Genomic DNA, 25,557 nt, shown 5'->3' with positions numbered 1-25,557 from the left:
CCGGTGCGGCTGGCGTTCAGCGTAGCGCCCGGAGGTGAAGAAGACCGGTGTCTCGTCACACGCCAGGGTCCTGCTGCCCTGTTTCTATGCGGGCGTGCGTCCTTCGGATCAGCACGCGGCCCCACCATTCCTTAACCTGCGCCGATCAGATGCCCCAGCCGCCGTCCACCAGCAGTTCCTGCCCGGTGATGTACCCGGCCTCGTGGGTGGCGAGAAAGGCGGCGGCGGCCCCCACCTCGTTCGGCTGGCCGAAGCGGCGGGCGGGAATACGGTTCTGGAGCCGCTCGGCCTCGGCGGGGTCGGCGTGTAAGGCCCGCAGGCGGTCGGTGGCGGTGTAGCCGGGGGCGACGGTGTTGCAGGTGATGCCGTTCGGCGCGACCTCCAGCGCCAGGGTCCGCAGGTAGTTGGTCACGCCCGCCCGCAGCGCGTTGCTGACCGGCAGATTCGGCGCGGGCCGCCCCACCGTCAGGCTGGTGACGGCGATGATGCGACCCCACTTCCGATCCCGCATGCCCGGCAGCACGGCTTCCGCCAGCCGCACCGTCGAGAGGAAGGTCACGTCGAAGCCGCGCCGCCACGCCTCCTCGGTCACCTGGCTGGGGAGGCTGGGGGGCGGGCCGCCCGCGTTGCTCACCAGGATGTCCACCGCGCCCGCCGCCTCCACCGCCGCGCGGACGCCCTCCGGCGTGCCCACATCGGCCACCACGCAGCGTGCGCCCAGGGCGTCCGCCGCCGTCCGCAGCGCCGTTTCCCCACGCGCCGCGATGGTGACGTGCGCCCCCAGCCGCGCCAGCGCGTGTGCCGCCGCCAGCCCGATGCCCTTGCTGCCGCCCGTGACGAGCGCATGCTTGCCGTCCAGCCTGAAAAGCGTCATGGACCAGGGTAATACGAACTCAAGGTGAGCCGCAGACGAGGGGCGAGCGCAGCGGGCATGTGTCCTCAAGGGGGGGCAGGCTGGCTGAGGCGAGTCCGTTCTGACCGGGAAGGCATCCGCTCACGACGACAGGTCGTTTGGCACCGGAGCCACTCCGTCCACGCTCAGCGCGCAGGGTGGGCTGTGGCCTCCTCCGCCGTTCCCTCCCCGTAAAAGGACTCGATGCGCCGCCGTGCCAGGTCCGGGTTGATGCTCAGCGCGAAGTTCCGCAGCAGCCTCAGCGCGCCGCCCGCCTGCCCGATCTCACCCAGTTGCCGCGACTGCTGTACGGCCGCGTTCGCCACCCGCTCACGCGAGTGCTGGTAGCGCGTCAGGGCTTCCTCACGGTTGGGGTAGACCATCAGCGCCTCGGCGAGGGCCTCGGCGTCCTCCAGGGCCTGCGCGGCCCCCTGCCCCAGGTTGGGACTCGTCGCGTGCGCCGCGTCGCCCAGCAGCGCCACCCGGCCCCGCCACCAGTTCGGAATGGGGGAGAGGTCGCCCAGTTCCACGGCGCTGATGCGGGCCTCGTCGGTGTTGGCCAGCAGGTCCGTCACCTGCGCGGGGAAGTCGCGGTATAGACGCAGCAACTCCGTCTTCTTGCGCCCGAACACGTTGCCGGGGGCCTGCTGAACCGGCGCGTGCCAGTACGTGAGGCCCTCCCCGATCCGGAAGAAGGTAAAGCGGCGTCCGCTGCCCCAGAACTCCCCGAAGGTGTCCCGCCACCCCGGCAGCGGGTCGGTCTGCGCCACGCCCCGGTAAGCCGTCTGGCCATTCGGCACCAGCCGCGTCTCGGGCAGGAGCAGTTGCCGCGCCTGCGAGGAACGCCCGTCCGCCGCGATCAGGAGGTCCGACAGGGCCTCCTGTCCGTTCCGGAAAAAGGCCGATACCCCGTCGAAGTGATGCTGGATGCGCTCCAGGTGATGCCCCGGCAGGACCGTCCCCGCCGGCAGGCTCTCTGCCAGGGCGCGGTGTAGGGCCGTGCGCGCGACGGCGTAGAGGGGCCGCCCGTACTTCTGCCGCACCTCCCCCTGTTCGCGGCGGTACAGCAGCTTACCGCCCGCGTCCAGAATCTGCATGTCCGCGAGGGGAACGGCCCCCGCCAGCACCTCGCCCAGCCCCAGGTGTTCCAGAATCCGCGCCGAGTTGGGCGGAATCAGCAGCCCGCCGCCCAGCGACACCATCTGGGCGTTGGATTCGTAGACGCGCGGCTTCAGCCCCCGCAGGTGCAGCGCCCGGGCCACCCCCAGGCCGCCGATGCCCGCACCGATAATGTTGATGTTCAAACCCCGTACTCCTTCAGAACACGGCCGCCGCCACCCGGCGGCCCCCGCCCGAACGTAGCAGCGGCCCCGTCACAACACTCTCACTGGGCTACCATGCCCCCATGAACGTGCCGCGCACAGCCGTCACCCTGATCGCGGGCCTGAGTGCCGCCCTGATCGCCTACAGCGCCTTTTACGTGCGGGGCGACACGGGAGGCGTGATGCAGTACCTGCGCGAGCGCGGCGACGTGCGGGATCTCACGGCGAGCGGGGCGGGCGCGGCGCAGGTGGCGGAAGCGCACCGGCACCTCGCGGCGCTGGGGGCGCGGGTGGCCGACCCGGACTTCGCCCTGCGGATGCTGCCTGCGGCGCTGCTGCTTGGCCTGCTGGTCGCGTGGCTGGTGTGGCGGGCCTTCGGGTCGCGGGTGGAGCGCCCCGCGCGCGGGGACGTGCAGGAACGCATGGTGCTGCGTCTGGCCTACCGCAAGGGCGGACGCTTCACGTTTGAAGACCTGCGCGCCGCCTCGCCCCTCTCGGACGAGCAGGTGCAGGCCGTCACGCGCCGGATGCTGGACGCGGGCCGCCTCACGCGGGAGGGTGACACCTTCCGGCTGGGGCGGTGAGCGGCGGTGGCCTTCATGCCGCACGACCTCGCCCGGCTGCTGCTGGACGCGCACAGTGGGCCTCACTACAGCGTCCGCGCGGCCCTGGCCCTGGCCGACGGGCAACCCCCGCCGCGCATCGCGGGACTGGTGACGGGGCTGACGGGCAGCAAGCGTGCCCTGTGGATCAGCATCGCGCGGGTGACGGGGAGCGCCGCGCCCCCTGACGACGCGGGGCTGATGCGGCTGGCCGAGTGGGAGGTGGAGGCGGCCCGCGCCCTCACGCCCGAGCAACTGGGGCTGCGGCTGGGTGGCCGGGTGGTGGGGGAACTGCTGCTGGAGCACGTGCGGGAAGTGATGTGGACCGCGGGGCAGATCGCGGCGCAGGCGAACCGGGTGCGGTTTGCCTGAAGGGGTGGGGACCTCGCTTCCCGCCGCGCTAAGGGACGGTTTTTACCACAGGCGATCCATGAGCTTGCGGGCAGGTCGTGGGTCTGGGCCGTCCACTCACCTGTACGAATTGGGCGTCCAGGGTGACGGTTGTTGAAAGAGGACTGAGCGGAGGCTTTGATGCTCCTCTGCAAGCAGCTCTAAAAGTCTCCCCAGCGTGGGACGCTTGAGAGGCCGGGAGGAGAGAGCGGGCACACCGTCCCAGCCCCCACTTCCCCAACGCTCAGCAAACGTTCTCTATCACCCCTCCTCCTCCCGCAGCCAGGGCCACCGCTTCCGGTAATCGGCCACTTTCGCGGCGTACAGGCCCGGCGTGTGGTTGTGGGCGTTCGGGCGCAGGCGGCCCGCGGCGAGGTCGGCCAGGCCGTTGGGCGCATACAGCTCGCCCCGTTCATCCACGCCGACGCAGGTGCATGCCACCAGGAACTGATCAATCCCCTCGCGGGTGCTGCGGAGGGGTGGGCGGGTCTGGCCGAATTTCTGCGGGAACCACAGGTGGACGCGGGCCTGGTTGCGGACCTCCACCTGGACGCCCAGGTCGGCAAAGAGGGCGTCGGCGCGGCGGATCACGGCGTCCTCGGCCTCGTAGCTGGTGTCGGCGTCCCAGTAGAACAGGTCGTAGTCGCGGATCTGCGCCTGCGGAGGCTGCCCGCTTCGCACGTTCCACACGGTCCCGAACAGCGCCCCGGCGACCAGATGCGCCTGCGGTGCCCGCAACTCGGGGAGGCGGTCCAGCAGGGCGGCATTCACCCGGTTCAGGCGGATGGTGTGCAGGAACTCAGCCCCGGTCACGTGCGCCTTTCAGGACCGCCGGAAAATGCCCTGTGCAGAGCCAGTCCCGTTCCCAGCCGGGCCAGGTATGCCCCAGGCGCAGCGGGGGGAGGAGGTGCGCCGGAAGCTCCAGCCCGCGCGCCCCGGCCACCGCCCCGGCCACGCAGGCCACCGTGTCGCTGTCGTCGCCCAGCAGCACGGCGGGTTCCACACAGGCCAGCCACGTTTCGGCCCGCGCGTGGGCAACCGCCGCTTCCAGCGTGTCCAGCACGAAGCCGCTCTGAGAGGTGACGTGGCCTTCCAGCCCTGAACGGACGCGGGCGCGGACCTGTGCCCTGGCCCCCCGCTCCCGGTCGCGGAAGGTGGTGTGCGCCTGCTGCGTGGACAGGCCGAAGATGCCCGCGTCCAGCAGCGTGCGGCGGGTGTCCAGGCGGTCCATCACACGCAGGGCCGCTTCCGCCGCCTCACGGTAGGGTTGCCCCGCTTGCAGCGCCTCCAGAAAGGCCGTCAGAAAAACGCTGGCCGCCACGCAGCGCGGGTCCGTATGCGTGAGGGCCGTGACCGCCGCCGCTTCACGCGCCAGGGCCTCTCCCGTGAATCCGGCCACCCACACCGCCGCGATTCGCATCAGGCCGCCGTTCCCGGCACTCTGAAAGCCGCTCGCGGCCCAGGCCCGCGCGCCGCCGTCCAGCGTGCCGGAGCGCAGGGCCGAGCGGGTCAGGCCGCCCACATCGGGGGGGCCAGCGTCCAGCCAGTCGCGCAGGGCGGCCAGCACGCCCTCCAGCCCTCCGCCCCGTCCGTACCCCAGCAGGGTCGCCACGGTCATCTGGCTGTCGTCGGTGGCCTCGCCGGGCGCAAAGCCGAACACACTGCCCGGCTGGTAATCGGTGAACGTCTCGCCGGAGTGGGCGCGGATCACTTCCGGTGTCTTGAACTCGGTCGCCGCCCCCAGCGCGTCGGCGGCGGTCAGCGAGAGGAGGGTGTGCAGGTGGGGGTCGTGCATCTGCTCAGTCTGAAGGGTCCAGCCACGGAAAGCCCCAGGGGTCCAGGCGCGCGAGGGCGTCCACCCGCGCCGCGTCGTGGGTCCGCACGGGCAATGGGAAGTCGCCGGGCATGACGGGCACGCACAGCCGGGGCCGCACCGGATTCGGACTCACCCAGTGAGGCTCCCGCACCGTTCCCAGCCCCGGCCACCCATACGGCGGCATCTGCTCAAAGCCCTCTGGCGGCAACACATACACGAAACCGGGGGAGAGGAGGTCGCGCCCGTCCGTCACCGCCGGGCCGCGCGGGGCGAGCGAGAGGAAATAGCGCATGGACGACCAGCCTCCGCCCGCTTCCTGCACCTGAAGGGCCATGTTGAGCATCCGGGCCACACGGGAGCGGTCGCGCAGCGCGTACATCATGGCCCACAGCCCGTCCGAGGCGGCAAAGACGCCGGTGCGCTTGCTGAACTCGTCGGGGCTGAGGTCATGCGGCGTGCGCGGTTCAAACCCGGTCAGGTCGCCCCGCGCCGAGCCGTGCAGCAAAAAGCCCTGTCTGGCCAGCCCGTCCAGAAAAATCCAGCGGGGGACACCTTCCGGCAGCAGCCCAGGCTCTCGCGCCATCAACGCGGCCTGAAACGCCTGCGCCGCCGCCTCCGGCAGCTTGACCCGTGGGGCTTCCAGCATCCAGGGGCGCAGGGAGGCGTCAGCCACTCTCCACCTGCTCCTCCAGCAGGTACTGGAGCCGTGTCTGTGCGTTCTCCTGACTCCCGTACACGCTCCGCAGCAGCTCACCGCCCGGCGCGAAGGCCAACCAGTGGGGCGTGCCCTCCGTCTCCCAGGCGCGCGCGAGGTCGCCGGATAGGTCCAGGGCGACCGGAAAGGGCAGCCGGGCATAGTCCCGCGCAAAGCGCACCAGCGTTGGCTCCACGTCCTCACGCGGCAACAGGCGGTGGCCCCGGCTGGTGTGCAGGGCCATCAAGTGCGCCCGCTCCCCGAACTCGGTGTGCAACCGCTTCAGGAAGGGAATCCCCCGCGACACGCAGCCCGGGCACTCCAGATTGAAGACCATCACCAGGCCGGGCCGGTCCCACGCGGCGGGCGGGGGGAGGGGGTCGCCGTGAACGAAGTCCTGGGGCGGGGGCCAGTCCATGCAGGCCAGCCTACCCTCCGGCGGGGCCGCGCCTATGCTGGGGGCATGAAGCGTTCCTTGCTGGTGCTGCCCGCCCTGCTGCTCGCCTCCGCAGCGCTCGCCACGACCGTCGCGGAGGTCAAGCAAAAAGGTGTGCTGGTCCTGGGCACCGACCCGACCTTCGCGCCCTTCGAGTTCAAGGGGCCGAATGGGGAGGTGCAGGGCTTCGACATCGATATCGCCCGCGCCCTCGCCAAAGACCTCGGGGTGCGGCTGGAAGTGCGCCCGGTGGGCTTCGGCGCGCTGATGCCGCAGGCGGTCACCTCCGGGCGGGTGGACATGGCGATGAGCGGCATCACCATCACGCCCGAGCGGGCGAAGGTGGTCAGTTTCAGCGGGCCGTACTACCGCAGCGCGCAGGTCTTTATCGTGCGGGGCGGCAACCCCGGCAAGTTCACCTGGCCCGCCGACGTGAAGGGCAAGACGATAGGGGTGCAGGCCAACACGACCGGCCAGTACGCGGCGGGGGACCTGCTCAAGCCGAAGGGCGCCGCCCTCAAGGTCTACGACGACTTTGCGGCGGGCCTCGCGGACGTACGGGCGGGCCGCATCGCCGCCCTGCTCGGGGACGCGCCCACCGTCGCGGACCTGAAACGACGCCTCCCCGGTCAATTCACTCAGGCCGGGAAGGAACTGGTCGCCGAGGATTACGGCATGGTGTTCAGGAAAGGCAGCGACCTCGCCGCCGCCGCGAACCGCACATTGAGCCGGCTGAAGGCCAGCGGCGAGTATCAGAAGCTGCTGAACAAGTGGATCGTGCAGAAGTGACGGCGCTTCTCTAGACTGACCCGCCATGTCCGACCTGCTCAGCGGCTTCCAGACCATCCTGGCGGGCGAGTACCCGGCGCTGCTGCTGTCCGGGCTGCGCCTCACGCTGGCCGTGAGCCTGTGCGCGCTGGGGGTGTCGGTGGTGGTGGGCACGGCGCTGGGCGTGGCGCGGGTGTTCCGCCTGCCGCTGCTGGGGCCGCTGGGCAATGCCTATGTGGAAGTGGTGCGCGGCATTCCGCTGATCGTGCTGCTCAGCGTGGTGTATTACGGCCTCCCCGCGTTGGGCCTCACCCTGGCGAGCTTTCCGGCGGCGGTGCTGGCGCTGGGGCTGTACTCGGCGGCCTACACCAGCGAGATCGTGCGCGGCGGCCTGAACAGTGTCCCCCCCGGACAGATCGAGGCGGCGCGCAGCCTGGGCCTGGGCCGCGCGGGGGCGCTGAGATACGTGGTGCTGCCGCAGGCGTGGCGGGTGGCCCTGCCCGCGCTCGGCAACGAACTGATCAGCCTGATTCTGGGCAGCAGCCTCGCCAGCGCCGTCACCTTGCAAGAACTCTTCGCGCAGGGCAAGTACATCACCGGCGTGACCTACCGCCAGTTCGAGGTTTACGCCGTGCTGGCACTGATCTACTTCCTGCTGACCTTCATCCTGACCCGGCTGGTGCGCCTGCTGGAACGCCGCCTCAGCCGGGGCGAAAGGTTGGAGACGCGGCGGGTGATCTAGGAACGGCCCTCAGTACCTCCCTCAGTGGCCCAGGTGCAGCGCGGCCACGCTGCCCAGAATCAGGGCCAAGCCCGCCCAGGCGCGGGGCGTGAAGCGCAGCCCTTCCAGCTTGCGGCTCAGCAGCGCCGCGCCGACGATGCCCAGGCCGCCCCAGACCGCGTAAGCCACGCTCAGCGGCACCGCCCGCAGGCTGAGGCCCAGCAGCCCGAAGGCGCACAGCACCAGCGCCAGCGCCGCCACGCCGGGCAGCGGACGGCGAAAGCCATCCGACGCCTTCAGCAGCAGGTTGGCGACCACGTCCAGGCCCGCCGCGCCTGCCAGACACAGCAGGGCCAGCGCGGGGGTCATGCTTCACCCCCGGCCTGCGGGTGCTGGGTCCGGGTGCCGCCGTGCAGCATTCGCGCGCCCAGCAGCAGGCCGCCCAGCGCCAGCAGTTGCACGGGTGTGAGGTGATCGCCCAGCAGCCAGACGCCCAGCAGCGTGATCAGGGCCAGCCCCACCGCCTCCCAGACGGCAAAGGCGACCGCCATCGGAATCCGGCGGAACGCGAGCGACAGCAGCAGGTAAGAGAGAACGATAGAACTGCCCGTGACGGCGGCGGCCAGCCAGGGCGTATGAACGCCAAACAGCTTGAGGGCCAGCGTGCCCGTGACTTCACAGGCAATGGCCGAGAACAGCGCGATCCAGGCGCGCATAGAACAACACCTTCCTTACAGGTTGTGGTCCAGACAAGTGACGTGCAAAAAAAGAAAAATAGAGTGGAGATCGTCAAAACAGCTACGTCCAGCTGCGGACGTGGAGGGTGTCTCTGAGCAATTCCAGGACGGTTGCGTTTCGACACGCATCTCTGCGCATTTGTGTTTCACCCGGCACTTTGTTAGGAATGCGGGCCACCTGCGGCCCGTGCGCGGCCCCTGCCCCTGCTGGGTGGACGGCGGCGACTGGGGAGCAGTCTAGCCCAGTGGAGCCAGGCGGAAGTCAGCCTGGCTCACCTTCAGGGCTAGACTGGGCGGTGCATGGTTGAACCGCTGCGTCACGTGACCCCCTTCTGGCCCGCGTTCTGGCGGGGGTTTCGCGCCCTGATGCCGCTGTGGCTGGGCATCATTCCCTTCGCGGTCGCCTACGCCGTCACGGCGCGGGCGGCGGGGCTGGGGGTCGGCGAAACGCAGCTGATGAGCCTGACCGTCTTCGCGGGAGCGTCGCAGTTCGCGGCGGCGGGCCTGTTCGCGGGGGGCGCGTCCGCCTGGGGCATCGTCGCCACCACCTTTCTGCTGAACGCGCGGCATGTCCTGTATGGCCTGAGCCTGGCGCGGCAGGTGCCCCTCACCCGCCCGGAACGCGTCCTGGCCGCACAATTTCTGACCGACGAGGCCTACGGCGTGACGGTCGTCCACGGGGCGCGCGAGCCGGGCGGCCTTTCCTTTGGCTTCCTGCTGGGCGCGGAACTCAGCCTGTATGCGGTGTGGAATGCGGCGACCTTTGCCGGGGCGCTGGCGGGTGCGGTACTGCCCGACCCCGCCGCGCTGGGCGTGGGCGTGGTCTTTCCGCTGGCCTTCCTGGGGTTGCTGGTGCCGCTGCTGGTGGACCGCAAGGCCGTGATCGTGGCGCTCGCGTCCGGTCTGGGCGCGTGGGGCCTTTCGCGGGTGCTGCCCGGCGGCCTGGTCGTGCTGCTGGCCGGGGTCGGGGGGGCGCTGCTGGGCGCGGTGCTGGTCACGCGGCGGGGGGAAGCATGAGCGTTCCGCTCGTCACCCTGCTGATGTGGCTGGTCACGTACCCGGCGCGGCTGCTGGGCCTCAGCCTGGGCCGCCTGAAGTTGCCCCCCTTCTGGCTGGCTTTTCTGCGCTTCGTGCCCGTCAGTGTCTTTGCCGCCCTGATCGTGCCCGACGTGCTGGGCAGTCCCGAGTGGCCGCGCCGGCTCGTGGGCTGCGCAGTCGGCGTGGGCCTGATGTGGCGCACCCGCAACCTCGCGCTGGGCATCCTGGGAGGCTTCGGGGCGTACTGGCTGGCGCGGCTGGCGGGCCTGTGAGGGCCTGGGCCGGTGCCGGTTCCCGGGCGCGTGGCCCCCGGCGGCCCCCGACCCGCGCTATGCTGGGCAGCGCATGACGGGTCAGGCGGCAGCAGTCATTGACGGAAAGTACCAGGTCGTGCGGGAACTCGCGCGCGAGGGGCATGTGACCCTCAGCGAGGTTCGCGCGGGCGAGGGGGTCACGCGCCGCGTCGCGTGGTTCGACGTGGCCTCGCCCGCCGCGCGGCAGGGCTTTCATGCGTACCGCGCGGCTCTGCGCGCCATCAATCCGGCGGGGCTGACCGACGTGGTCGCGCGGCCCGGGGCGTATTACGCGGTGTGGCAGCCGGTCACGGGCACGCCACTCCCGGAAGTGGCGCAACCCCTCAAACAGGAAGAAACCGTCCAGGCCGTGCAGGCCCTCGCCGCGCGGCTGGCCGAACACGGCTACGCCCTCTCCGACGCCGATGTGGTCGTGGAGGGCCGGGACGTGCGCGTGGCCTACCTGCGCCCCGCCCCCGAGGGTCGCACGCCCGAGGAGGTCGCCCGCCTGAACGCGGAGGCGCTCGCGCCCCTGACGGGGGGCCGGGTGCGGCGCAGGCGGCAGCGGCAGCCGGGAGCCTGGCTGACCTTCGTGCCGGGGCTGCTGTTCCTGGGCGGCGCGGTCTACCTGGGGGCGCAGGCTGGGCAGGTCTATCTCAACCCGCCCGTTCGCGAGGTGCTGGCGGTCACGGGCCAGCCCGCCCCGGACGCCGCGCAGAAGCTCACGGCGGCGGGCTTTCAGGTCGTCTATGCCAAGGGGGACGTGGCGGGGGTGCCGGTGGGGGCCGTGATCCGGCAGGACCCGGCGGCGGGGACCACCCTCCCGGTGGGCCGCCTGGTGACCCTGACCGTCAACAATCCGCCCTCGCTGACGGTGCCCCGGCTGGAGGAACTCACGGTGGACCAGGCCCGCGCGGCCCTGCGTGACAGTGCACTGGCCCTGGGCAAGGTCGTGCGGGTGGACGGCAGCCTGACCAAGACCCCCGAGGGCCGCGTCATCGCGCAGGTGCCGGAGGCGGGCGCGAACCTGCAACGCGGGCAACCGGTCCAGCTGATGGTGTCCAGCGGCGTGCGCGGCAAGGAAACCTGGCTGGCGAACCTGTCGGGGCTGACCTACGAGGCGGCGCGCGAGCACGCCCGGATTGCCGGACTGGTCGTGACCCGCGTCATTCAGCAGCCCAGCGACGCGCCCGAGAACACCGTGCTGGAGCAGACCCCCGCGCCTTACGTACGGGTGGCGGTGGGCAGCCCCGTGACCCTCACGGTCGCCGCTGCCCGCTACAGCCCACCCAGCCAGCCCGCCGGCAGCCTGCCTCTGCCCCCCCCCTACGTGCCGCCCCTCCCGGAGCAGGGCAACCCGGAGCAGAACAACCCGGATCAGAGCAACCCCGCTCAGGGCGCGCCCGATCAGAACAGTTCGGGGCAAGGCGGCTCCGGTTCGGCGGAAACGCCTGTTGCCCCGCCCACCGCACCGGAAGGCACCCCGGATCAGGCCCCGGCGATTCCGGCCACCCCCCCGGAGGCCCCGGCCACCTCGGCCCAGGGCGCGGCGGCCCGGTCCGTCCATTTCCGCTACGCCTTCTCCGGCGACCTGCCCGCAGGGTCCTACACCATCACGGTGCGTGACGCCAGTGGCGAGCGCGAGGTGCAGGCGGCCACCGACAGCTCGCAACTCGCGGGCGCGACCGCCGAGGGCGACCTGACCGTGCGCGGGGACGCCGTCTTCATCATCCGGCAGAACGGCAACGAGTTCGCGACCGTCACGCCGTAGGGGGAGGGGGTAGAGGGGGAGGGGCTGCCACCTCCGCTTCAGCCCGCCGGCAAGCCACAGCCCGCAGACCGCCGCCCACACCCATGATCTACCTCGACTACGCCGCCACCCACCCCATGACGCCCGAGGCGCTGGCCGCCTACGCGCAGGCCGCCGCGTTGCCGGGCAATCCCGCCAGTGTCCACGCGGCGGGGCAGGCCGCCCGCGAGCGGCTGGAGGAGGGCCGCGCCCGCGTCGCCGCCGTCCTGCGGGTGGACGCCCGCACCCTGCTGGCGAACGGCGGCGGCACCGAGGGCGACAATCACGTGCTGTTCGGCGTGGCCCGCGCCTGGGAGGAGACGCGCGGGCGGCCCGGCCACCTCGTCACCACCCTGACCGAGCATTCCGCCGTGCTGGCCCCCGCCCGCGCCCTCGCCACGCAGGGCTGGGCGGTGACGTTCCTGCCGCCGGATGCCCAGGGCCGCTACTCGCCGGACCAGCTCGCGGAGGCGCTGCGGGACGACACCGCCCTCGTCTCCATCCACCATGCCAACAACGAACTAGGCACGGTGCAGGACACGCCCGCGCTGGTCGCGGTCGCCGCTGCGCGCGGCATTCCCTACCACACCGACGCCGTGCAGGCGCCCGGTGTGCTGCCCCTGGACCTCACCGGCTGGGGCGTGACGTTCGCCAGCTTCAGCGCCCACAAGTGGGGCGGGCCGCGCGGGGTGGGCTTCCTGTACGTCAGGCGGGGGACGGTCCTGCCCGCCGTCACGCTGGGCGGCGGCCAGGAGGGCGGCCTACGCCCCGGCACGCAGAACACGGCGGGCGTGTATGCGGCGGGTGTGGCCCTCACGCAGGCCGAGGCAGCGCGGGAGGACACCTTCGCGCACCTGTCGGCCCTGCGGACCCGCTTTCTCCAGGGGGCCACCGCTCTGCCCGGCTTGCGCGTCAACCACCCGCCGGATGCCAGCCCCAAGGTCGCCTCCGTCACCCTTCCCGGCGCGGACGGCGAGGCGCTGCTGATGAATCTGGACCTGCTGGGCATTTCCGCCAGTGCCGGGAGCGCCTGCGCCGCCGGAACGATGCAGCCCAGCCACGTCCTGACCGCGCTCGGCCTCAGCGAGGCGGACGCCCGCGCGACCCTGCGCTTCAGCTTCGGGCGGGCCACGACCGAAGCCGAGGTGGACGCGGCGGCGGACGCGCTGCGGCAGGCGGCGGCGTTCAGCCGGGGCTAACGCAATTCCGCCCACTGGGCCAGTTCCGCCGCATCAGGCCGCTGAAACCAGCCGTCCCACTCTTCAAGTTCAGCCCGCGTGACTGGAAACGTGTCGGGCGGAAGGTTCCTGTTCCGCTCCTCCAGCCGCCGCCACAACTCGTCCAGCGGCACGTCCAGCACATGCAGTTCGGCCCGCACCCCCAGCGTCCTCACCCGCTCGCGGTACAGCGCACGTTCCTCGCGGGACCACAGGCCGTAATCCAGCACCACGCTCACGCCCAGGCTCAGAGCACGCGCCGCTACGCCCCAGAGCAACTGCCGCTCCAGCACGTCCCGTTTCCCGTCCACGTCGCCCGCGCCGAAGAGGGGCAGCATCCACTCGTCGGGCGAGAGGCGCAGTGCCGCGTGTTCCTGTTCCAGCTGCCGTGCCAGCGTGGTCTTGCCGGAACCGGGGAGGCCGACCGGAAGGTGGAGGGTGGGGGGCATCCTGTCAGCCTAGCGGCGGGCGGGCGAGGTTCCCGTCTCCGCCAGCACCTGCTGGAGGCCCTGCTCGAAGCGGCGCACCGTCCCCTCCACGTCCCCCAGCTTGTCCAGCCCGAACAGGCCCACGCGGAAGGTCTTGAAGTCCTGCGGCTCCCCGACCTGGAGCGGCACGCCCGCCGCGATCTGCACCCCCGCCTGGGCAAACGCCTTGCCGGTGTGGATGGCGTTCGCGTCGGTGTAGCAGACCACCACGCCGGGAGCCTCGTACCCCTCGGCAGCGACGCTGGCAAAGCCCGCCGCTTTCAGCACCCGGCGGATGCGCCCGCCGAGGTCCCACTGGGCCGCCTGCGCCTTCCCGAACCCGTAGGCTTTCATTTCCAGCACCGTGTCGCGGAACTGGCGCAGGCCGTCGGTCGGCAGGGTGGCGTGGTACGCGAAGCCGCCGCCCTCATAGGCCCGCATGATGTTCAGCCACTTTTTCAGGTCGAGGGTGAAGCTCACCGAGTCGGTCGCCTCCACCCGCGCGACCGCCGCCTCGCTCAGCAGCACCACCCCGGCGCACGGCGTACTGCTCCAGCCCTTTTGCGGCGCGGTAATCAGGATGTCGATGCCCAGCGCCCGCATGTCCAGCCACACGCAGCCCGAGGCGATGGCGTCGATCACCAGCAGGCCGCCGACCTCGTGCGTCGCCTGGGCAAGCTGGCGAAGGTAGTCTTCGGGCAGGATGATGCCCGCCGAGGTTTCCACGTGCGGCGCGAACACCAGCGCAGGTTTCTCGCGCCGGATGGCGGCCACCGCCTCCCCGATGGGATAGGGCGCGAAGGGCGATTGGCGATCCGTACCCTGCTCCTCCGCCTTCAGTACCGTCACCGCTCCCGGCACGCGGCTCATCTCGAAAATCTGCGACCAGCGGTAGCTGAACCAGCCGTTGCGGATGACCAGGCACCGCTCGCCCTGCGCGAGCTGATCCACCACGGCTTCCATCCCGGAGGTGCCCGATCCCGGAAGGATCGCCAGCGCGCCCGCGTGATAGACCGCCTTCAGTTCGGCGGAGAGGTCGCGCATCACCTCCTGAAACGCGGCGGACATGTGGTTGAGCGAGCGGTCGGTGTAGACCACCGAGTATTCCAGCAGGCCATCGGGGTCAATGTCGGGGCGCAGTGCGGGCATGGGGCCTCCTTGGGGTCGGGAAGAGAGAGCGGCGGGCGCTCTGGTCTGGAGAGGGCGGAGAAGCGTGCTTACCAGGGAGAGGATAAACGGAAGCGCGAGAAGCAACCGTCCCTCCCATAGCCCTCCTGCCCCCGCTTGCGCCCCGGCCCCGCCCCCCCTACCCTGCCAGGAGATGACAGCGCCGAGGGAAGAACAGGAAGGACTACCGGAGGGATGGGCGAAGGTTGAATTGGGTCAGTTGGGGATCTGGGGAAGTGGGGGAACACCACCGCGCACCAACCCAGCCTTTTACGCTGAATCGGGCATTCCCTGGCTTGTCATCGGTGACTTAAATGATGGCCTTGTCTTCGGTGCTAAAAATCACATTACCGAAAGCGGCTTAAAAAACAGCGCGGCAAAGCTGCTAGACCCTGGAACCCTGCTCGTTGCCATGTACGGTTCCATAGGGAAGATGGGTATAACTGGTATGCAGTGTGCAACTAACCAGGCCATTGCCTTCTGTATTCCCAGTGAAGGATTGACGCACCTAAAGTTTCTGTTCTACGCACTCAAGAATGAGCAGCAAGCTTTAGTCGCACAGGGGCAGGGTGGAGCGCAGCAGAATATCAGTCAGACAATTCTAAAAGCCCATCCTGTCCCACTCCCCCCTCTCCCCGAGCAAAAGCGCATCGCCGACAAGCTCGATGCCCTTCTTTCCCGTGTGGAGGCTGGCCGTGAACGGCTGGAGCGCGTGCCGAAGCTGGTCAAGCAGTTCAGACAGGCGGTGCTGAGTGCGGCGGTGAGCGGAGAACTGACAAGGGAGTGGCGAGGGGGTGGGGATGCGGCGTGGGAGGAAACGACCATCGGGGAACTGCTCACGGGCATTGAGGCGGGCTTAAACGTGAAGTGCGAAGAACGCCCCCCTTTGGAAGCAGAACGAGGCTTGGTCAAAATCAGCGCGGTGACTTGGGGAAGGTTTCAGCAAGAGGAAAGCAAAACCCTGCCGCCAACTGAAGAAGTTCCAGAAACCCGAAGAGTTAAGAGGGGCGATTTTCTTATTTCCCGCGCCAATACCCTCGAACTTGTCGGCGCATGTGTCATTGTGGAAAGAATTACAAAGAAGTTATACCTCTCGGACAAAGTGTTGCGTCTTAACTTCAAAAACGACGGGAATAAGGTGTGGGCTTTGTATTGCCTCCGCTCGGGTCTGGGCAGGCAGCAAATCGAGTCTCTGGTGAGTGGAAATCAACTTTCAATGCGTAACCTCTCGCAAGATGCACTCCGCTCCATTGTCTTGCCCCTCCCCCCCCTCCCCGAGCAAGTCGAAATCGTGCGCCGTGTGGAAGCCCTTTTCGCTATCGCGGATCGCCTTGAACAGCGGTATCAATCCGCCCTCGTCTCCTTCCAACGTCTGACGCCGGCGCTGCTCGGGAAGGCGTTCCGGGGCGAACTGGTGCCGCAGAACCCGGCGGACGAGCCTGCATCGGTGCTGCTGGCGCGTGTCCGGGCGCAGCGGGCGGCAGAAGGCACGGGGCCGAAGCGCGGACGCAAACCGGGCAAGGCAGCGGGCCAGGACGGCGCAGAACCAAAACGCCGGGGCAGACCCCCCAAGGCGCAGGCCATCCCCACGGCCATGAACGAGGCGGAGGCCCTCCGTCTGCTGCAAGAGCGCAGGCAGCAGCGGGCGGAGGGGGCGCGGCTGGTGGGGCTGTTCGAGGACTGATACGAACTTAAGGTGAGTCGAAGACGAGGGGCGAGCGGAGCGGGCAGGCGTCCTCAAGGGGAGGGCAGGCTTGCTCAAGCGAGTCCGTTCTGACCGACAGTCCGTTCTGCCCAAGACAGCGAGAATAAGAGAAGACCGACTTGCGGCGATGGAAGAACATCTGGTGGTTTGTCCAGATGTTCTGGAATCAGAGCAAGTTGGTATGAGCTGCGGCCCGGAAAGAAAGCCCCCACCACCCTCCGGCGCGGGGACTTCCTGGCTGACGGCTGAGCACGCTACGCGAACTGCGCCAGCACCGCCTCCAGCCGCTCCTTCTGCGCCCCGAAGTCCTGCACCCGGCGGCGTTCTTCCTCGATCACCTCGGCGGGAGCGCGGGCCACGAAGCCCGCGTTGCCGAGCTTGCCCTGGGCCTGCTTGATCTGCTTGTCCAGCTCCGCCAGGCGCTTTTTCTGCTTGCCCAGCCAGTCGGCGATGTCCACCGTGCCTTCCAGCGGGGCGCGGATGGTCACGCCCTGCTCGACGGCGCTGAGGGTGCGGCCCGCTAAGGCAGGCACCAGCGTCACGCGGGCGATGCTCTCCACCACGCGGGCGTTTTCCGTCACGGTGCCGCTCAACTCGCCCTCCACGGCCACGTTCAGGCGGTCCTGGGGCGACAGACCCAGTTCGTTCTTGAGGCTGCGGGCGGCGCTCACGGCGGCGCGCAGGGCGTCGAAGGCGCGGGTGGCTTCCGGGTCGTGCAGGGCGGGGACGAACTGCGGCCAGGCGTGTAGCGCAAGCTGGCGGCGGTGGCCCAGCGAGGCGTACAGCTCGGAGGTGATGAAGGGCATGAAGGGATGCAGCAGCTTGAGGATGTGCTCCAGCACCGCCTTCAGCGTGGCGAGGGTGCCCAGTTGCCCCGCCGCCAGCGCGGGTTTGGCCGCCTCGATGTACCAGTCGCAGAACTCGTCCCAGGTAAAGGCGTACAGCGTGCGGATGGCCGCGCCGATGTCAAAGGCGTCCAGTTGTGCGCTCGCCTCGGCGGTCACGGCGTTCAGGCGGCTGATGATCCAGCGGTCGGCCAGCGTGAGGTCTTCGCGCGTGGGGAGCTGGGCGAGCACCTCGCCGCTCCGCAACGGTGGATGGTCGGCGGCGTTCACGGCGCTGCGGACATAGCGGGTCAGGTCGTCCCCGGCGGTCAGTCCGGGCGCGGCCTCCGAGAGGCGCAGCAGGGCGAAGCGGGCCGCGTTCCACAGCTTGTTGGCGAAGTTGCGCCCCTGCTCGAAACGCCGGGGGTCGTGCCGGATGTCCTGCCCGCCCGTGCTGAGGCTGGTGAAGGCGAAGCGGCAGGCGTCCACCCCGTACTGGTCGAACAGTTCCAGCGGGTCGATGCCGTTCCCCTTGCTCTTGGACATCTTCTGGCCCTTGGCGTCGAGGTACAGGCCGTGCAGCATCACCGTGCCGAAGGGGGCCTGGCCAGTCATCGCATACCCGGCCATCTCCATGCGCGCCACCCAGAAGAACAGGATGTCGTAGCCGGTCACCAGCACCTGCGTCGGGTAGAACTTGCGGTAGTCCTCGCAGTCGGTGTCGGGCCAGCCCAGGGTGGAAAAGGGCCACAGGTTGGAGGAGAACCACGTATCGAACACGTCGGGGTCACGGCGCAGGTTAAGGTGCGCGTAGCGGGGGTCCTGGTCGCAGTCGAGGTCGGGATTCTCGGGGTCGGGCACGTAGACGTTGCCCGCCTCGTCGTACCACGCGGGAATCTGGTGGCCCCACCAGAGCTGGCGCGAGATGTTCCAGTCGCGGATGTTCTCCAGCCAGTCGCGGTTGACCTTGCCGTACCGCTCGGGCGTGAGGGCAATCTCGCCCGCGTCCAGCCCCTCCAGCACCCGCTGGGCCATCGGCTTCACGTGGACGAACCACTGGGTACTCACGATGGGTTCCACCGGCACCTTGGTCCGCTCGGACAGGCCGATGGCGGTGTCGTGGTCCTTTTCCTCCAGCAGGTCGCCGGATTCGGTCAGGGCCTTCACGACCGCCTTCCGCGCCGCGAAGCGTTCCATGCCCCGGAAGGCTTCGGGCACGAGGTCCGACGTGAGGTTGCCGTGCAGGTCAATCACGCTGGGGCGCGCGAGGCCGTGCCGCTCGCCCACCTCGAAGTCGGTCGGGTCGTGCGCGGGCGTGATTTTCAGCGCCCCCACGCCGAACTCCCGCTCCACCGCCTCGTCCGCGATGATCGGCACGAGGCGGTCGGTGAGGGGAATCCGCGCCTTTTTCCCGACGAGATGCGCGAAGCGTTCGTCTTCCGGATGCACCGCGATGGCCTGGTCCGCGAAGATGGTTTCGGGGCGCACCGTGGCGATACGAATCTCGCCCGCCTCGCCGTTGCTGGCGGGCGTTTGCGGGTCCTCCAGCTTGTAGCTGAGGGTGGACATCTTGCCCTTGCGGACCTCGCGGTCGATTTCCAGATCGGACAGGGTGGTCTGGGAGGCGGGGTCCCAGTTCACGATGCGCTCGCCCCGGTAGGCCAGGCCCTCGTGGTACAGCCGCACGAACTGCGCGCGCACGGCCTTCGACAGCCCCTCGTCCATCGTGAAGCGTTCGCGCGTCCAGTCGGCGCTCACGCCCAGGCGGGTCAGCTGGTTCAGGATGGTGCCGCCCGACTGCGCCTTCCAGCCCCAGACGCGCTCTAAAAAGGCCTCGCGGCCCAGGTCGAAGCGGGTCTGGCCCTCCTCCTTGAGCTGCCGCTCCACGACCACCTGGGTGCTGATGCCCGCGTGGTCGGTGCCCGGCAGGTACAGCGCCTCGAAGCCCTGCATGCGCTTGTAGCGGATCAGGGTGTCGATCAGGGTGTTGTCCAGCGCGTGCCCCAGGTGCAGGCTGCCCGTCACGTTGGGCGGCGGAATCACGATGGAGAAGGGCGGCTTGCCGCTGCTGGCGTCGGCGCGGAATGGCTCGCTGCGCCAGCGTGCGGCCCAGCCGGGTTCGATGGCGGCGGGGTCGAAGGCCCGGGCGAGGGTTTCCGCATCGTTGCCGGGCTGTTCGGGGGTCGCCTGTTCGGGCAGGGTGTCCTGGGGCAGGTCAGTCATGGGCTTTCTCCTTGCAGAAGGGTTTGCAGCGTGGGCAGCGCGGCCTCTTGGCCGTGGCCCGGCGTCAGGTCAGGGGAATGGCGGGGGGCGAAGCGGCAGAGGAAGGTCAGCCCGGCATCCCGCTCACCCTGCGTGACGCGGTGGGACCAGGTGTCCGGGGTCTGGGGCGGCGCGGCCAGCCACACGTAATGCCAGACCTGCCCGGCCTCCCCCCGTTGCCAGTGCCAGGAGGCGAGCAGGACGGGACCCCTCAGGTGCAGCCCCGTTTCTTCCCAGGTCTCGCGCATGGCGGCTTGCTCGGGCGTTTCCCCCGGTTCCAGGCCTCCGGCAGGCACCTGAAGGCCCGCCTCCGGGTACTCGGCGGTGTGCTCGAAGACCAGCAGTTCATCCGGCTGGCGCGTGACGTAAGCCAGGACGCGCTCGCGCAAGCCGTGCTGCCGGGCCAGAGCGCGGGCGGCGGCCAGTGGCAGGGGCGTTCCGGTCAGCGGGGCCAGGGTGGGCGGCAGGGTTGGGGAACTCACGGGATACCTCCAGGGAAAACAAAACGCCTCGCCCGCCGGAGCTGAACTCCGAATGCGGACGAGACGAGGCAGGTTGTGCACTGTGTCCCGCGGTACCACCGCCGTTCCGCTCCCCCACTTCAAAGGTGCCGGGGGTGCGGCGCTTCTCGCGCGCTGTGTCGGGCGCACCCGGAAGGCTCTACGCACCACGCACCTGCTCGCGGCTTCTGCCCCCTCGCTCGCGGGCGACTTTCCCCGGCGGCGCTCCCGACCCCGCTCTCAATCACGACCGTTGTCGCGGCGGGGCTTTCCTGTGGGTGCCGTTTCCGGGTACTCCTCCCGGTCACTGCACAGGCAGTATACGGCGGCCCGAAACGGAATGCATGCGCCGGCTGGCGCAGGGTGGGGGAGGGGGTGGGGCGTCATGCCCGGGGGGTGCCGGGAGTCACGGACCTTACCCGGTATTAACGGGCCGTGCGCGGCGTCCCCTGCTGCCCCTGAACGCTCTCCGTCCTGTTTTTCTCGCCCGTTCACCCCGCGCGGAAGGTATGCCCTACAAAAATCCGAGAATGCCCACGCTCCAGCCGGACGCGCCCCACGTGCTGGACCGGGGCCGGGTGCCTCTGACTGGCTTGGGGGACCTCCGGGCCTGAAGCTCAGCCCACCTCTACCAGACCCGCCGTCAGGAAGGGGCGCAGCGTTTCCAGGGTCACGCGGGGCGGCTGGCCCGCGCGTTCCAGCAGGGTTTTGAGGGGCAGGGCTTCGGAAATCAGGCACAGGGCCGCGTACTGTGGGCGGGTCACGGGCTGCGCCTCGGTCCAGCGCGGCGTGAACCGTAAGGGCCGGTTCCAGTCGGGAAAGACCCGCAGCAGCCCTGCCCAGGCGTCCGCGTCATCGATCAGTCGGCGCAGGGCCGCGTCCCGGCGCAGCGCCAGCGTCCGCTCGGTGGGGGGCACGTCCGGCGCGAAGGTGAACTGTCCGCTGTCCAGGCTGCTCATCACCTGGAGCGCCGCCTCGCCGGTCAAGGCCCCGGCCCGCGCGTGGACGATCTCGCCCGGCTCGAACCACAGCTCGCCGCCCCGCGCATGCGAGACGCTCAGCCGCCCGGCCCGGCCACTCGACAGCAACATCTGCATGACAGGCATGAAGGGAAAGACCGCCAGATCACCGCGCACCATGAAAACAGTCTAAGGGTCTAACGGTCTGACCGTCTAACGGCTGAGGTTCTTCCGCCCATTGGGGGGAAAAGCAAGGAGAGCCGCGCGAAGGCGACTCCCCTTAGACCGTTAGACTTTTTGTCCGTTAGACAGGCGCGCCAGCGCCTCAGTCGATGCTGGCCCGCCAGCGCCATTCCGAGGCGCGCTTCATCACGTGGGCCAAGCCACCAGTGATGGCGAGCTTCTGATTCCAGGGAAGCTTCATCCAGCCGACGGCCATCAGGCCGCCGAGGCTGACGAACTCGCCCAGGGTGGTCGGCTCGTAGGGTTCCAGTTCCTCACCCTTCGCCAGGCGCATCAGGTTCTTGCCGGTCAGGCGGCCCTGCTGCCCCGCGTGCTGCGCGGTGGTGGGCACCGGCTTGCCTTCCTGGTTGAGTGCCAGACCCATGTCACCGATCACGAACACGTCGGGGTAGTTCTTGGCGCGCAGGAACTCGTCCACCGCGATGCGCCCGCCCGGCCCCTTCTCCAGCCGCTCGCCGCGCACGATGTCGCGGGCCTGGATGCCGCCGGTCCAGATGATCTTCCCGGCGGGAATCACCTGCTGCTGACCGTCGGCGGTCTGCACGGTCACGCTGTCGGCGGTGGCGCTCATCAGGCGGTGGCCCACCAGCAGGTGGATGCCGTAGTCGCGCAGCGTCTTTTCGGCCTTGGCGCGCAGGGCGTCGTCGAGGACCGGGAGAATCTTGGGACCGGCTTCGACCAGGTAGATCTGGACCGGGGGCAGGCCGCGTTCCCGGCTCAGCACCTCGGCGCGCTGCGCGAGTTCGGTGACCAGTTCCACGCCGGTCAGGCCCGCGCCGCCCACCACGATGTCGCGGTTGCCCTGGTAGTCGCTGCCGTAGACGCGGTTGATGAAGTTGAAGATCTCGTCGGCGTCGCTGAGCTGCTTGAGTTCCGAGGCGTTCTCGGCCAGGCCGGGGATGCGGTAGAAGTTGGTCACGCTGCCCAGGCCCACGACCAGTTTGTCGTAGGTCAGCACGCGCCCGTCCTTGAGGGTGACCTCGCGCTCGTCGAGGTTCACGTTCTCGACCGCCGCCTGCTCCAGATGCACGCCGGTGCCGCGCAGCAGCGGCGTCAGCGGCAGGGTCACCGGCGTGTTGTGCGCGGCGGCCTCGTGCAGGCGGGTTTCGAAGGTGTGGTAGGCGTTCTGCTCGACCAGCAGGGCCTCCAGACCGGGGGTGGGTTTCAGTTTGGTGGCGACCGCGAGGCCCGCGTAGCCAGCACCGAGGATGAGGGTCTTCATGCAAACACTCCTGTGAACGAATTCACGAGTAGGCTCCGGGGCAGACTCCGCCCACAACAACCCGCCGGGGACTCACCCCGGTCGTGACAACAGCGTACACCTTACACCAATTCGGTCTGTCACTCTGCATACCCCAGGGTTCTTCACGGGGCGACCCGGTCAGCCTCCTGTCTCCCGGGCTGAGGGCTTCTCTCCTGGCCGGGTACGGCGCAGGCCCAACCTGCGCGCCCGTACTGGATTCGTGCTTGAATAGGGACCGTAACCACAACCCAGGCGCAGTCCGGTTCGTCCCAGGCGGGCTGGTCTTTCCAGGCCCTACGTCTCGCCGCACTTCCCCCACACCCGGAGGTCGACCATGCAGGAGAGGAAACGACGTATCCCCCCGATTCACGGAGACGCAGGCCGTGGAAACCGGTGTGGAGGTCGCCCGTGAACGTGACTGTGACCGTCAATGGCAAGGCCTACACCCGTGATGTGGAACCGCGCACGCTGCTGGTGCAGTTCCTGCGCGAGGACCTGGGCCTGACCGGCACGCATGTGGGCTGCGACACCAGCCAGTGCGGCGCGTGTACCGTCCACCTGAACGGCGACGCGGTCAAGAGCTGTACGGTCCTCGCCGTGCAGGCGGACGGAATGAGCGTGACCACCATCGAGGGCATGGGCACGCCCGCCGACCTGCACCCCCTCCAGGCGGGCTTCTGGGAAAAACACGGCCTCCAGTGCGGTTTCTGCACCCCCGGCATGATCATGAGCGCCGCCGAACTCCTGAAGCACAATCCCGACCCCAGCGAGGAAGAAATCCGCCACCACCTCGAAGGCAACTACTGCCGCTGCACCGGCTACCACAACATCGTCCTCGCCGTGCGGCAGGCGGCGGGGGCGCTGCGGGCGGCGGCGTTGGCGGAGCAGGCGGCGGACGACTGAAGAGGGTCTAACGGTCTACCCGTCTGACGGTCTAACGGCCAAAAGATGCTCTGCCGTTCGACGGTTCGACTTTTAGACCTCTAGACGCCGACCAACGGGAGGCACCCAATGACCGAATCCAGACCCGACAAATACATGGGCCAGGCCCTCAAGCGCAAGGAAGACCCGCGCTTCATTACGGGGACCGGGCAATACACCGACGATTTCGTGCTGCCGGGGACACTCCACGCGGCAATGGTCCGCAGCCCCTACGCCCACGCGCGGATCACGAACATCGACCGCAGCAGCGTGGACGGGATGCCGGGCGTGGTGGCCGTGCTGACAGGGGAGGACGTGCAGGCGGCGGGCATCGGCCCCATTCCGGTGGGGTGGCTGCTGCCTGATCTGAAGGTGCCCGCGCACCACGCCGTCGCACAGGGCGAGGTCAACCACGTCGGGGACATCGTGGCGGTGGTGGTCGCGGAAACGCGGGCGCAGGCGGAGGACGCGGCGGCGCTGCTGGCGGTGGATTACGAAGCCCTCTCCTCGGTGGCGCTGGGCAGCGCGGCGCTGGCCGAAGGCGCGCCCCAGGTCCACGACGACGTGCCCGGCAACGTCGCGTTCCAGTGGGAGATCGGGGACGAGGCCGCGCTGAACGAGGCCTTCAACCGGGCGCACAAGACGGTGAAGGTGCAGCTCCGCAACCACCGCCTGATTCCCAACGCCATCGAGCCGCGCGCCAGCCTCGCGCAGTTCTCGCCCGCCAGCAGGGAATATCTGCTCTACACCACCTCGCAAAACCCGCACATCCACCGGCTGATCCTGGCGGCCTTCGTGATGGGCATTCCCGAACACAAGCTGCGCGTGATCAGCCCGGACGTGGGCGGCGGCTTCGGTTCCAAGATCTTCCAGTATCAGGAAGAGGTGATCGTGCTGCTGGCCGCCCAGAAGCTGGGCAAGCCGGTGAAATGGACCGCCCGCCGCAGCGAGAGTTTCGTCTCCGACATGCAGGGCCGCGACCACGAATCCGTGGCCGAGCTGGCGGTGGACGACCAGGGCAAGATGCTGGGCCTGCGCGTGAACACGGTCGCCAACCTCGGCGCGTACCTGACCCTCTTCGCGCCCGCCGTGCCGACCTATCTCTACGGCACACTGCTCAACGGCGTGTACAAGTTCCCCGCCGTTCACGCCAGGGTGACCGGCGTGGTCACCAACACCGTGCCGGTGGACGCCTACCGGGGCGCGGGCCGCCCGGAAGCCACCTACCTGATCGAGCGGACGGTGGACGTGATGGCGCACGAACTGGGGATGGACCCGGCCGAGTTCCGCCGGATCAACTTCATCCAGCCCGACGAGTTCCCGTACCAGACGCCGGTGGCCCTGGTCTATGACAGTGGCAACTACGAACCGGCGCTCGACAAGGCGCTGGAGATGATGCACTACCAGGAGTTGCGCGCCGAGCAGGAGCGGATGAAGGGCACGGGCAAGATTCTGGGCATCGGCCTGATTTCCTACCTGGAAGCCTGCGGCCTCGCGCCCTCCGCGCTGGTGGGGCAACTGGGCGCGCAGGCGGGACAGTGGGAAAGCTCGCTGGTGCGCGTGCATCCCACCGGCAAGGTCGAGCTGTACACCGGCTCTCACAGTCACGGCCAGGGCCACGAGACGGCCTTCCCGCAGATCGCCGCCGACGAGTTGCAAATCCCCATCGAGGATATCGACCTGATTCACGGCGACACGGGCCGGATGCCCTACGGCTGGGGCACCTACGGCAGCCGCTCGGCGGCGGTGGGCGGCTCCGCGCTGAAGATGGCCCTGGGCAAGATCACCGCGAAGGCGAAAAAGATCGCCGCGCACCTGCTCGAAGCCTCCGAGGAGGACGTGGAGCACGAAGGCGGCGTCTTCCGGGTCAAGGGTGCGCCCTCCCAGAGCAAGACCTTCTTCGACGTGGCGCTGATGGCCCACCTCGCCCACAACCTCCCCGAGGGAATGGAGCCGGGCCTGGAAGCCACCGCCTTCTACGACCCCAAGAACTTCGTGTATCCCTTCGGCACGCATATCGCCGTGGTCGAGATCGACACCGACACCGGCGTGGTGCGGCTGCGCGGCTACGGCTGCGTGGACGACTGCGGCCCCCTGATCAACCCGCTGATTGCCGAGGGCCAGGTGCACGGCGGCATCGCGCAGGGGGCGGGGCAGGCCCTCTGGGAGGAAGCCGCCTACGACGAGGACGGCAACCTGCTGGCGGGGACCTTCATGGAGTACGCCGTGCCGCGTGCCGACGACCTGCCCCATTTCCAGACCGATCACACCGTCACCCCCAGCCCCCACAATCCCCTCGGCGTGAAGGGCATCGGTGAGGCCGGCACCATCGCCAGCACCGCCGCCGTCGCCAACGCCGTGATGGACGCCCTCTGGCACGAGTGCCGGATCAAGCACCTCGACATGCCCTACACCAGCGAGAAGGTCTGGCGGGCGATCCGGGAGGCGCGCGGCGGGATGGGGCAGGCAGCGGACGACTGAAGGGGGTCTAACGGTCTAAGCGTCTGACTGTCTGACAGCCAAAAGATGCCCTGCTGTTCGACGGTCAGAC

The 25,557-nt window shown here is 69.3% G+C and carries 25 protein-coding genes; 11 read left to right on the top strand and 14 right to left on the bottom strand.

Going from position 1 to position 25,557, the window contains the following annotated elements:
- Positions 1-145 precede the first annotated feature (145 nt).
- Together DEIPH_RS10540 and DEIPH_RS10535 are read right to left on the bottom strand one after the other, a co-directional pair.
- On the bottom strand, positions 146-874 hold the full coding sequence (locus tag DEIPH_RS10540; RefSeq protein WP_034357720.1) for an SDR family oxidoreductase: 729 nt from the start codon (positions 872-874) through the stop codon (positions 146-148).
- Positions 875-1,038: 164 nt separating this feature from the next.
- Positions 1,039-2,196, bottom strand: coding sequence for an FAD-dependent monooxygenase (locus DEIPH_RS10535; RefSeq protein WP_051517305.1), 1,158 nt, complete (start codon positions 2,194-2,196; stop codon positions 1,039-1,041).
- Positions 2,197-2,297: 101 nt separating this feature from the next.
- Here DEIPH_RS10535 and DEIPH_RS10530 point away from each other — a divergent pair, with 101 nt between their 5' ends.
- Positions 2,298-2,798: a hypothetical protein gene (locus DEIPH_RS10530; protein ID WP_034357718.1), complete on the top strand. Its 501-nt coding sequence runs from the start codon at positions 2,298-2,300 to the stop codon at positions 2,796-2,798.
- A gap of 15 nt (positions 2,799-2,813) precedes the next feature.
- The gene (locus DEIPH_RS10525) at positions 2,814-3,188 is read left to right on the top strand and encodes a hypothetical protein (protein WP_034357798.1); all 375 of its coding nucleotides are present in this window, start codon (positions 2,814-2,816) and stop codon (positions 3,186-3,188) included.
- Between the two features lie 279 nt (positions 3,189-3,467).
- Here the strand turns inward: DEIPH_RS10525 and DEIPH_RS10520 are convergent, their stop codons facing one another.
- Genes DEIPH_RS10520 through DEIPH_RS10505 form a run of 4 tightly spaced genes read right to left on the bottom strand, consistent with a single transcriptional unit; the run spans position 3,468 to position 6,134 of the window.
- Complete coding sequence (locus DEIPH_RS10520; RefSeq protein ID WP_051517304.1) at positions 3,468-4,019, bottom strand: nucleotidyltransferase family protein; 552 nt, start codon at positions 4,017-4,019, stop codon at positions 3,468-3,470.
- Positions 4,006-5,001 carry an ADP-ribosylglycohydrolase family protein gene (locus tag DEIPH_RS10515; protein WP_034357716.1) on the bottom strand — a complete coding sequence of 332 codons (996 nt, stop codon included), beginning with the start codon at positions 4,999-5,001 and terminating at the stop codon, positions 4,006-4,008. Before DEIPH_RS10515 ends, DEIPH_RS10520 begins: the two co-directional genes overlap by 14 nt.
- Positions 5,002-5,005: 4 nt before the next feature.
- Positions 5,006-5,695: a hypothetical protein gene (locus DEIPH_RS10510; RefSeq protein ID WP_235183223.1), complete on the bottom strand. Its 690-nt coding sequence runs from the start codon at positions 5,693-5,695 to the stop codon at positions 5,006-5,008.
- On the bottom strand, positions 5,688-6,134 hold the full coding sequence (locus DEIPH_RS10505) for a TlpA family protein disulfide reductase (RefSeq protein ID WP_034357714.1): 447 nt from the start codon (positions 6,132-6,134) through the stop codon (positions 5,688-5,690). The genes DEIPH_RS10510 and DEIPH_RS10505 overlap by 8 nt, the downstream gene beginning before the upstream one ends.
- Before the next feature lie 45 nt (positions 6,135-6,179).
- Between DEIPH_RS10505 and DEIPH_RS10500 the strand changes: the two genes are divergently transcribed.
- On the top strand, positions 6,180-6,941 hold the full coding sequence (locus DEIPH_RS10500) for an ABC transporter substrate-binding protein (RefSeq protein ID WP_034357713.1): 762 nt from the start codon (positions 6,180-6,182) through the stop codon (positions 6,939-6,941).
- Positions 6,942-6,966: 25 nt separating this feature from the next.
- Positions 6,967-7,662, top strand: a complete 696-nt coding sequence (locus tag DEIPH_RS10495; RefSeq protein WP_034357711.1) for an amino acid ABC transporter permease — start codon at positions 6,967-6,969, stop codon at positions 7,660-7,662.
- Positions 7,663-7,683: 21 nt separating this feature from the next.
- Here the strand turns inward: DEIPH_RS10495 and DEIPH_RS10490 are convergent, their stop codons facing one another.
- Complete coding sequence (locus DEIPH_RS10490) at positions 7,684-8,010, bottom strand: DMT family transporter (RefSeq protein ID WP_034357709.1); 327 nt, start codon at positions 8,008-8,010, stop codon at positions 7,684-7,686.
- Positions 8,007-8,357, bottom strand: a complete 351-nt coding sequence (locus tag DEIPH_RS10485) for a DMT family transporter (RefSeq protein WP_034357707.1) — start codon at positions 8,355-8,357, stop codon at positions 8,007-8,009. The genes DEIPH_RS10490 and DEIPH_RS10485 overlap by 4 nt, the downstream gene beginning before the upstream one ends.
- Positions 8,358-8,744: 387 nt before the next feature.
- Between DEIPH_RS10485 and DEIPH_RS10480 the strand changes: the two genes are divergently transcribed.
- The 4 genes from DEIPH_RS10480 (at position 8,745) to DEIPH_RS10465 (ending at position 12,697) form a co-directional block, all read left to right on the top strand.
- Positions 8,745-9,395: an AzlC family ABC transporter permease gene (locus DEIPH_RS10480; protein WP_034357792.1), complete on the top strand. Its 651-nt coding sequence runs from the start codon at positions 8,745-8,747 to the stop codon at positions 9,393-9,395.
- On the top strand, positions 9,392-9,688 hold the full coding sequence (locus DEIPH_RS10475) for an AzlD domain-containing protein (RefSeq protein ID WP_034357705.1): 297 nt from the start codon (positions 9,392-9,394) through the stop codon (positions 9,686-9,688). The genes DEIPH_RS10480 and DEIPH_RS10475 overlap by 4 nt, the downstream gene beginning before the upstream one ends.
- A 73-nt stretch (positions 9,689-9,761) precedes the next feature.
- Positions 9,762-11,480: a PASTA domain-containing protein gene (locus DEIPH_RS10470; RefSeq protein WP_034357703.1), complete on the top strand. Its 1,719-nt coding sequence runs from the start codon at positions 9,762-9,764 to the stop codon at positions 11,478-11,480.
- 83 nt (positions 11,481-11,563) lie between these two features.
- Positions 11,564-12,697 (top strand): cysteine desulfurase family protein, encoded by a 1,134-nt coding sequence (locus DEIPH_RS10465; protein ID WP_034357701.1) that lies wholly within the window; start codon positions 11,564-11,566, stop codon positions 12,695-12,697.
- Here DEIPH_RS10465 and DEIPH_RS10460 read toward each other — a convergent pair.
- Complete coding sequence (locus tag DEIPH_RS10460; RefSeq protein ID WP_034357699.1) at positions 12,694-13,164, bottom strand: AAA family ATPase; 471 nt, start codon at positions 13,162-13,164, stop codon at positions 12,694-12,696. The genes DEIPH_RS10465 and DEIPH_RS10460 overlap by 4 nt on opposite strands.
- Before the next feature lie 9 nt (positions 13,165-13,173).
- Positions 13,174-14,331, bottom strand: coding sequence for an aminotransferase class V-fold PLP-dependent enzyme (locus DEIPH_RS10455; protein ID WP_034357696.1), 1,158 nt, complete (start codon positions 14,329-14,331; stop codon positions 13,174-13,176).
- 172 nt (positions 14,332-14,503) lie between these two features.
- Between DEIPH_RS10455 and DEIPH_RS19270 the strand changes: the two genes are divergently transcribed.
- Positions 14,504-16,033 (top strand): restriction endonuclease subunit S, encoded by a 1,530-nt coding sequence (locus DEIPH_RS19270; RefSeq protein ID WP_161636059.1) that lies wholly within the window; start codon positions 14,504-14,506, stop codon positions 16,031-16,033.
- Positions 16,034-16,308: 275 nt separating this feature from the next.
- On the opposite strand, the gene DEIPH_RS10440 is transcribed toward DEIPH_RS19270, so the two are convergent.
- The 4 genes from DEIPH_RS10440 to DEIPH_RS10425 form a co-directional block, all read right to left on the bottom strand.
- Positions 16,309-19,101 carry a valine--tRNA ligase gene (locus tag DEIPH_RS10440; RefSeq protein ID WP_034357694.1) on the bottom strand — a complete coding sequence of 931 codons (2,793 nt, stop codon included), beginning with the start codon at positions 19,099-19,101 and terminating at the stop codon, positions 16,309-16,311.
- Positions 19,098-19,622, bottom strand: coding sequence for an NUDIX hydrolase (locus DEIPH_RS10435; RefSeq protein ID WP_235183222.1), 525 nt, complete (start codon positions 19,620-19,622; stop codon positions 19,098-19,100). Before DEIPH_RS10435 ends, DEIPH_RS10440 begins: the two co-directional genes overlap by 4 nt.
- Before the next feature lie 635 nt (positions 19,623-20,257).
- Entirely contained in the window at positions 20,258-20,779 is a 522-nt protein-coding gene (locus DEIPH_RS10430; protein ID WP_034357692.1) for a DUF4388 domain-containing protein, read from the bottom strand.
- Between the two features lie 145 nt (positions 20,780-20,924).
- Entirely contained in the window at positions 20,925-22,064 is a 1,140-nt protein-coding gene (locus DEIPH_RS10425; RefSeq protein WP_034357690.1) for an NAD(P)/FAD-dependent oxidoreductase, read from the bottom strand.
- Between the two features lie 429 nt (positions 22,065-22,493).
- Here DEIPH_RS10425 and DEIPH_RS10420 point away from each other — a divergent pair, with 429 nt between their 5' ends.
- The gene (locus DEIPH_RS10420; protein ID WP_034357688.1) at positions 22,494-22,988 is read left to right on the top strand and encodes a (2Fe-2S)-binding protein; all 495 of its coding nucleotides are present in this window, start codon (positions 22,494-22,496) and stop codon (positions 22,986-22,988) included.
- A 108-nt stretch (positions 22,989-23,096) separates the two neighbouring features.
- Positions 23,097-25,487: a xanthine dehydrogenase family protein molybdopterin-binding subunit gene (locus DEIPH_RS10415; RefSeq protein WP_034357686.1), complete on the top strand. Its 2,391-nt coding sequence runs from the start codon at positions 23,097-23,099 to the stop codon at positions 25,485-25,487.
- Positions 25,488-25,557 lie beyond the last annotated feature (70 nt).

The sequence above is a fragment of the Deinococcus phoenicis genome (assembly GCF_000599865.1).
Classification (GTDB): Bacteria; Deinococcota; Deinococci; order Deinococcales; family Deinococcaceae; genus Deinococcus; species Deinococcus phoenicis.
The sequence above is the reverse complement of the archived record's forward strand: the minus strand, read 5'-3'. Positions and strand labels throughout refer to the sequence as shown.

What these genes read in the sequence shown, in the direction of transcription:
- DEIPH_RS10540 (WP_034357720.1), bottom strand. Translation starts at nt 874, where the DNA reads ATGACGCTTTTCAGGCTGGACGGCAAGCATGCGCTCGTCACGGGCGGC.
- DEIPH_RS10530 (WP_034357718.1), top strand. Translation starts at nt 2,298, where the DNA reads ATGAACGTGCCGCGCACAGCCGTCACCCTGATCGCGGGCCTGAGTGCC.
- DEIPH_RS10525 (WP_034357798.1), top strand. Translation starts at nt 2,814, where the DNA reads ATGCCGCACGACCTCGCCCGGCTGCTGCTGGACGCGCACAGTGGGCCT.
- DEIPH_RS10515 (WP_034357716.1), bottom strand. Translation starts at nt 5,001, where the DNA reads ATGCACGACCCCCACCTGCACACCCTCCTCTCGCTGACCGCCGCCGAC.
- DEIPH_RS10505 (WP_034357714.1), bottom strand. Translation starts at nt 6,134, where the DNA reads ATGGACTGGCCCCCGCCCCAGGACTTCGTTCACGGCGACCCCCTCCCC.
- DEIPH_RS10500 (WP_034357713.1), top strand. Translation starts at nt 6,180, where the DNA reads ATGAAGCGTTCCTTGCTGGTGCTGCCCGCCCTGCTGCTCGCCTCCGCA.
- DEIPH_RS10495 (WP_034357711.1), top strand. Translation starts at nt 6,967, where the DNA reads ATGTCCGACCTGCTCAGCGGCTTCCAGACCATCCTGGCGGGCGAGTAC.
- DEIPH_RS10490 (WP_034357709.1), bottom strand. Translation starts at nt 8,010, where the DNA reads ATGACCCCCGCGCTGGCCCTGCTGTGTCTGGCAGGCGCGGCGGGCCTG.
- DEIPH_RS10485 (WP_034357707.1), bottom strand. Translation starts at nt 8,357, where the DNA reads ATGCGCGCCTGGATCGCGCTGTTCTCGGCCATTGCCTGTGAAGTCACG.
- DEIPH_RS10480 (WP_034357792.1), top strand. Translation starts at nt 8,745, where the DNA reads ATGCCGCTGTGGCTGGGCATCATTCCCTTCGCGGTCGCCTACGCCGTC.
- DEIPH_RS10475 (WP_034357705.1), top strand. Translation starts at nt 9,392, where the DNA reads ATGAGCGTTCCGCTCGTCACCCTGCTGATGTGGCTGGTCACGTACCCG.
- DEIPH_RS10470 (WP_034357703.1), top strand. Translation starts at nt 9,762, where the DNA reads ATGACGGGTCAGGCGGCAGCAGTCATTGACGGAAAGTACCAGGTCGTG.
- DEIPH_RS10465 (WP_034357701.1), top strand. Translation starts at nt 11,564, where the DNA reads ATGATCTACCTCGACTACGCCGCCACCCACCCCATGACGCCCGAGGCG.
- DEIPH_RS10460 (WP_034357699.1), bottom strand. Translation starts at nt 13,164, where the DNA reads ATGCCCCCCACCCTCCACCTTCCGGTCGGCCTCCCCGGTTCCGGCAAG.
- DEIPH_RS10455 (WP_034357696.1), bottom strand. Translation starts at nt 14,331, where the DNA reads ATGCCCGCACTGCGCCCCGACATTGACCCCGATGGCCTGCTGGAATAC.
- DEIPH_RS19270 (WP_161636059.1), top strand. Translation starts at nt 14,504, where the DNA reads ATGACAGCGCCGAGGGAAGAACAGGAAGGACTACCGGAGGGATGGGCG.
- DEIPH_RS10440 (WP_034357694.1), bottom strand. Translation starts at nt 19,101, where the DNA reads ATGACTGACCTGCCCCAGGACACCCTGCCCGAACAGGCGACCCCCGAA.
- DEIPH_RS10430 (WP_034357692.1), bottom strand. Translation starts at nt 20,779, where the DNA reads ATGGTGCGCGGTGATCTGGCGGTCTTTCCCTTCATGCCTGTCATGCAG.
- DEIPH_RS10425 (WP_034357690.1), bottom strand. Translation starts at nt 22,064, where the DNA reads ATGAAGACCCTCATCCTCGGTGCTGGCTACGCGGGCCTCGCGGTCGCC.
- DEIPH_RS10415 (WP_034357686.1), top strand. Translation starts at nt 23,097, where the DNA reads ATGACCGAATCCAGACCCGACAAATACATGGGCCAGGCCCTCAAGCGC.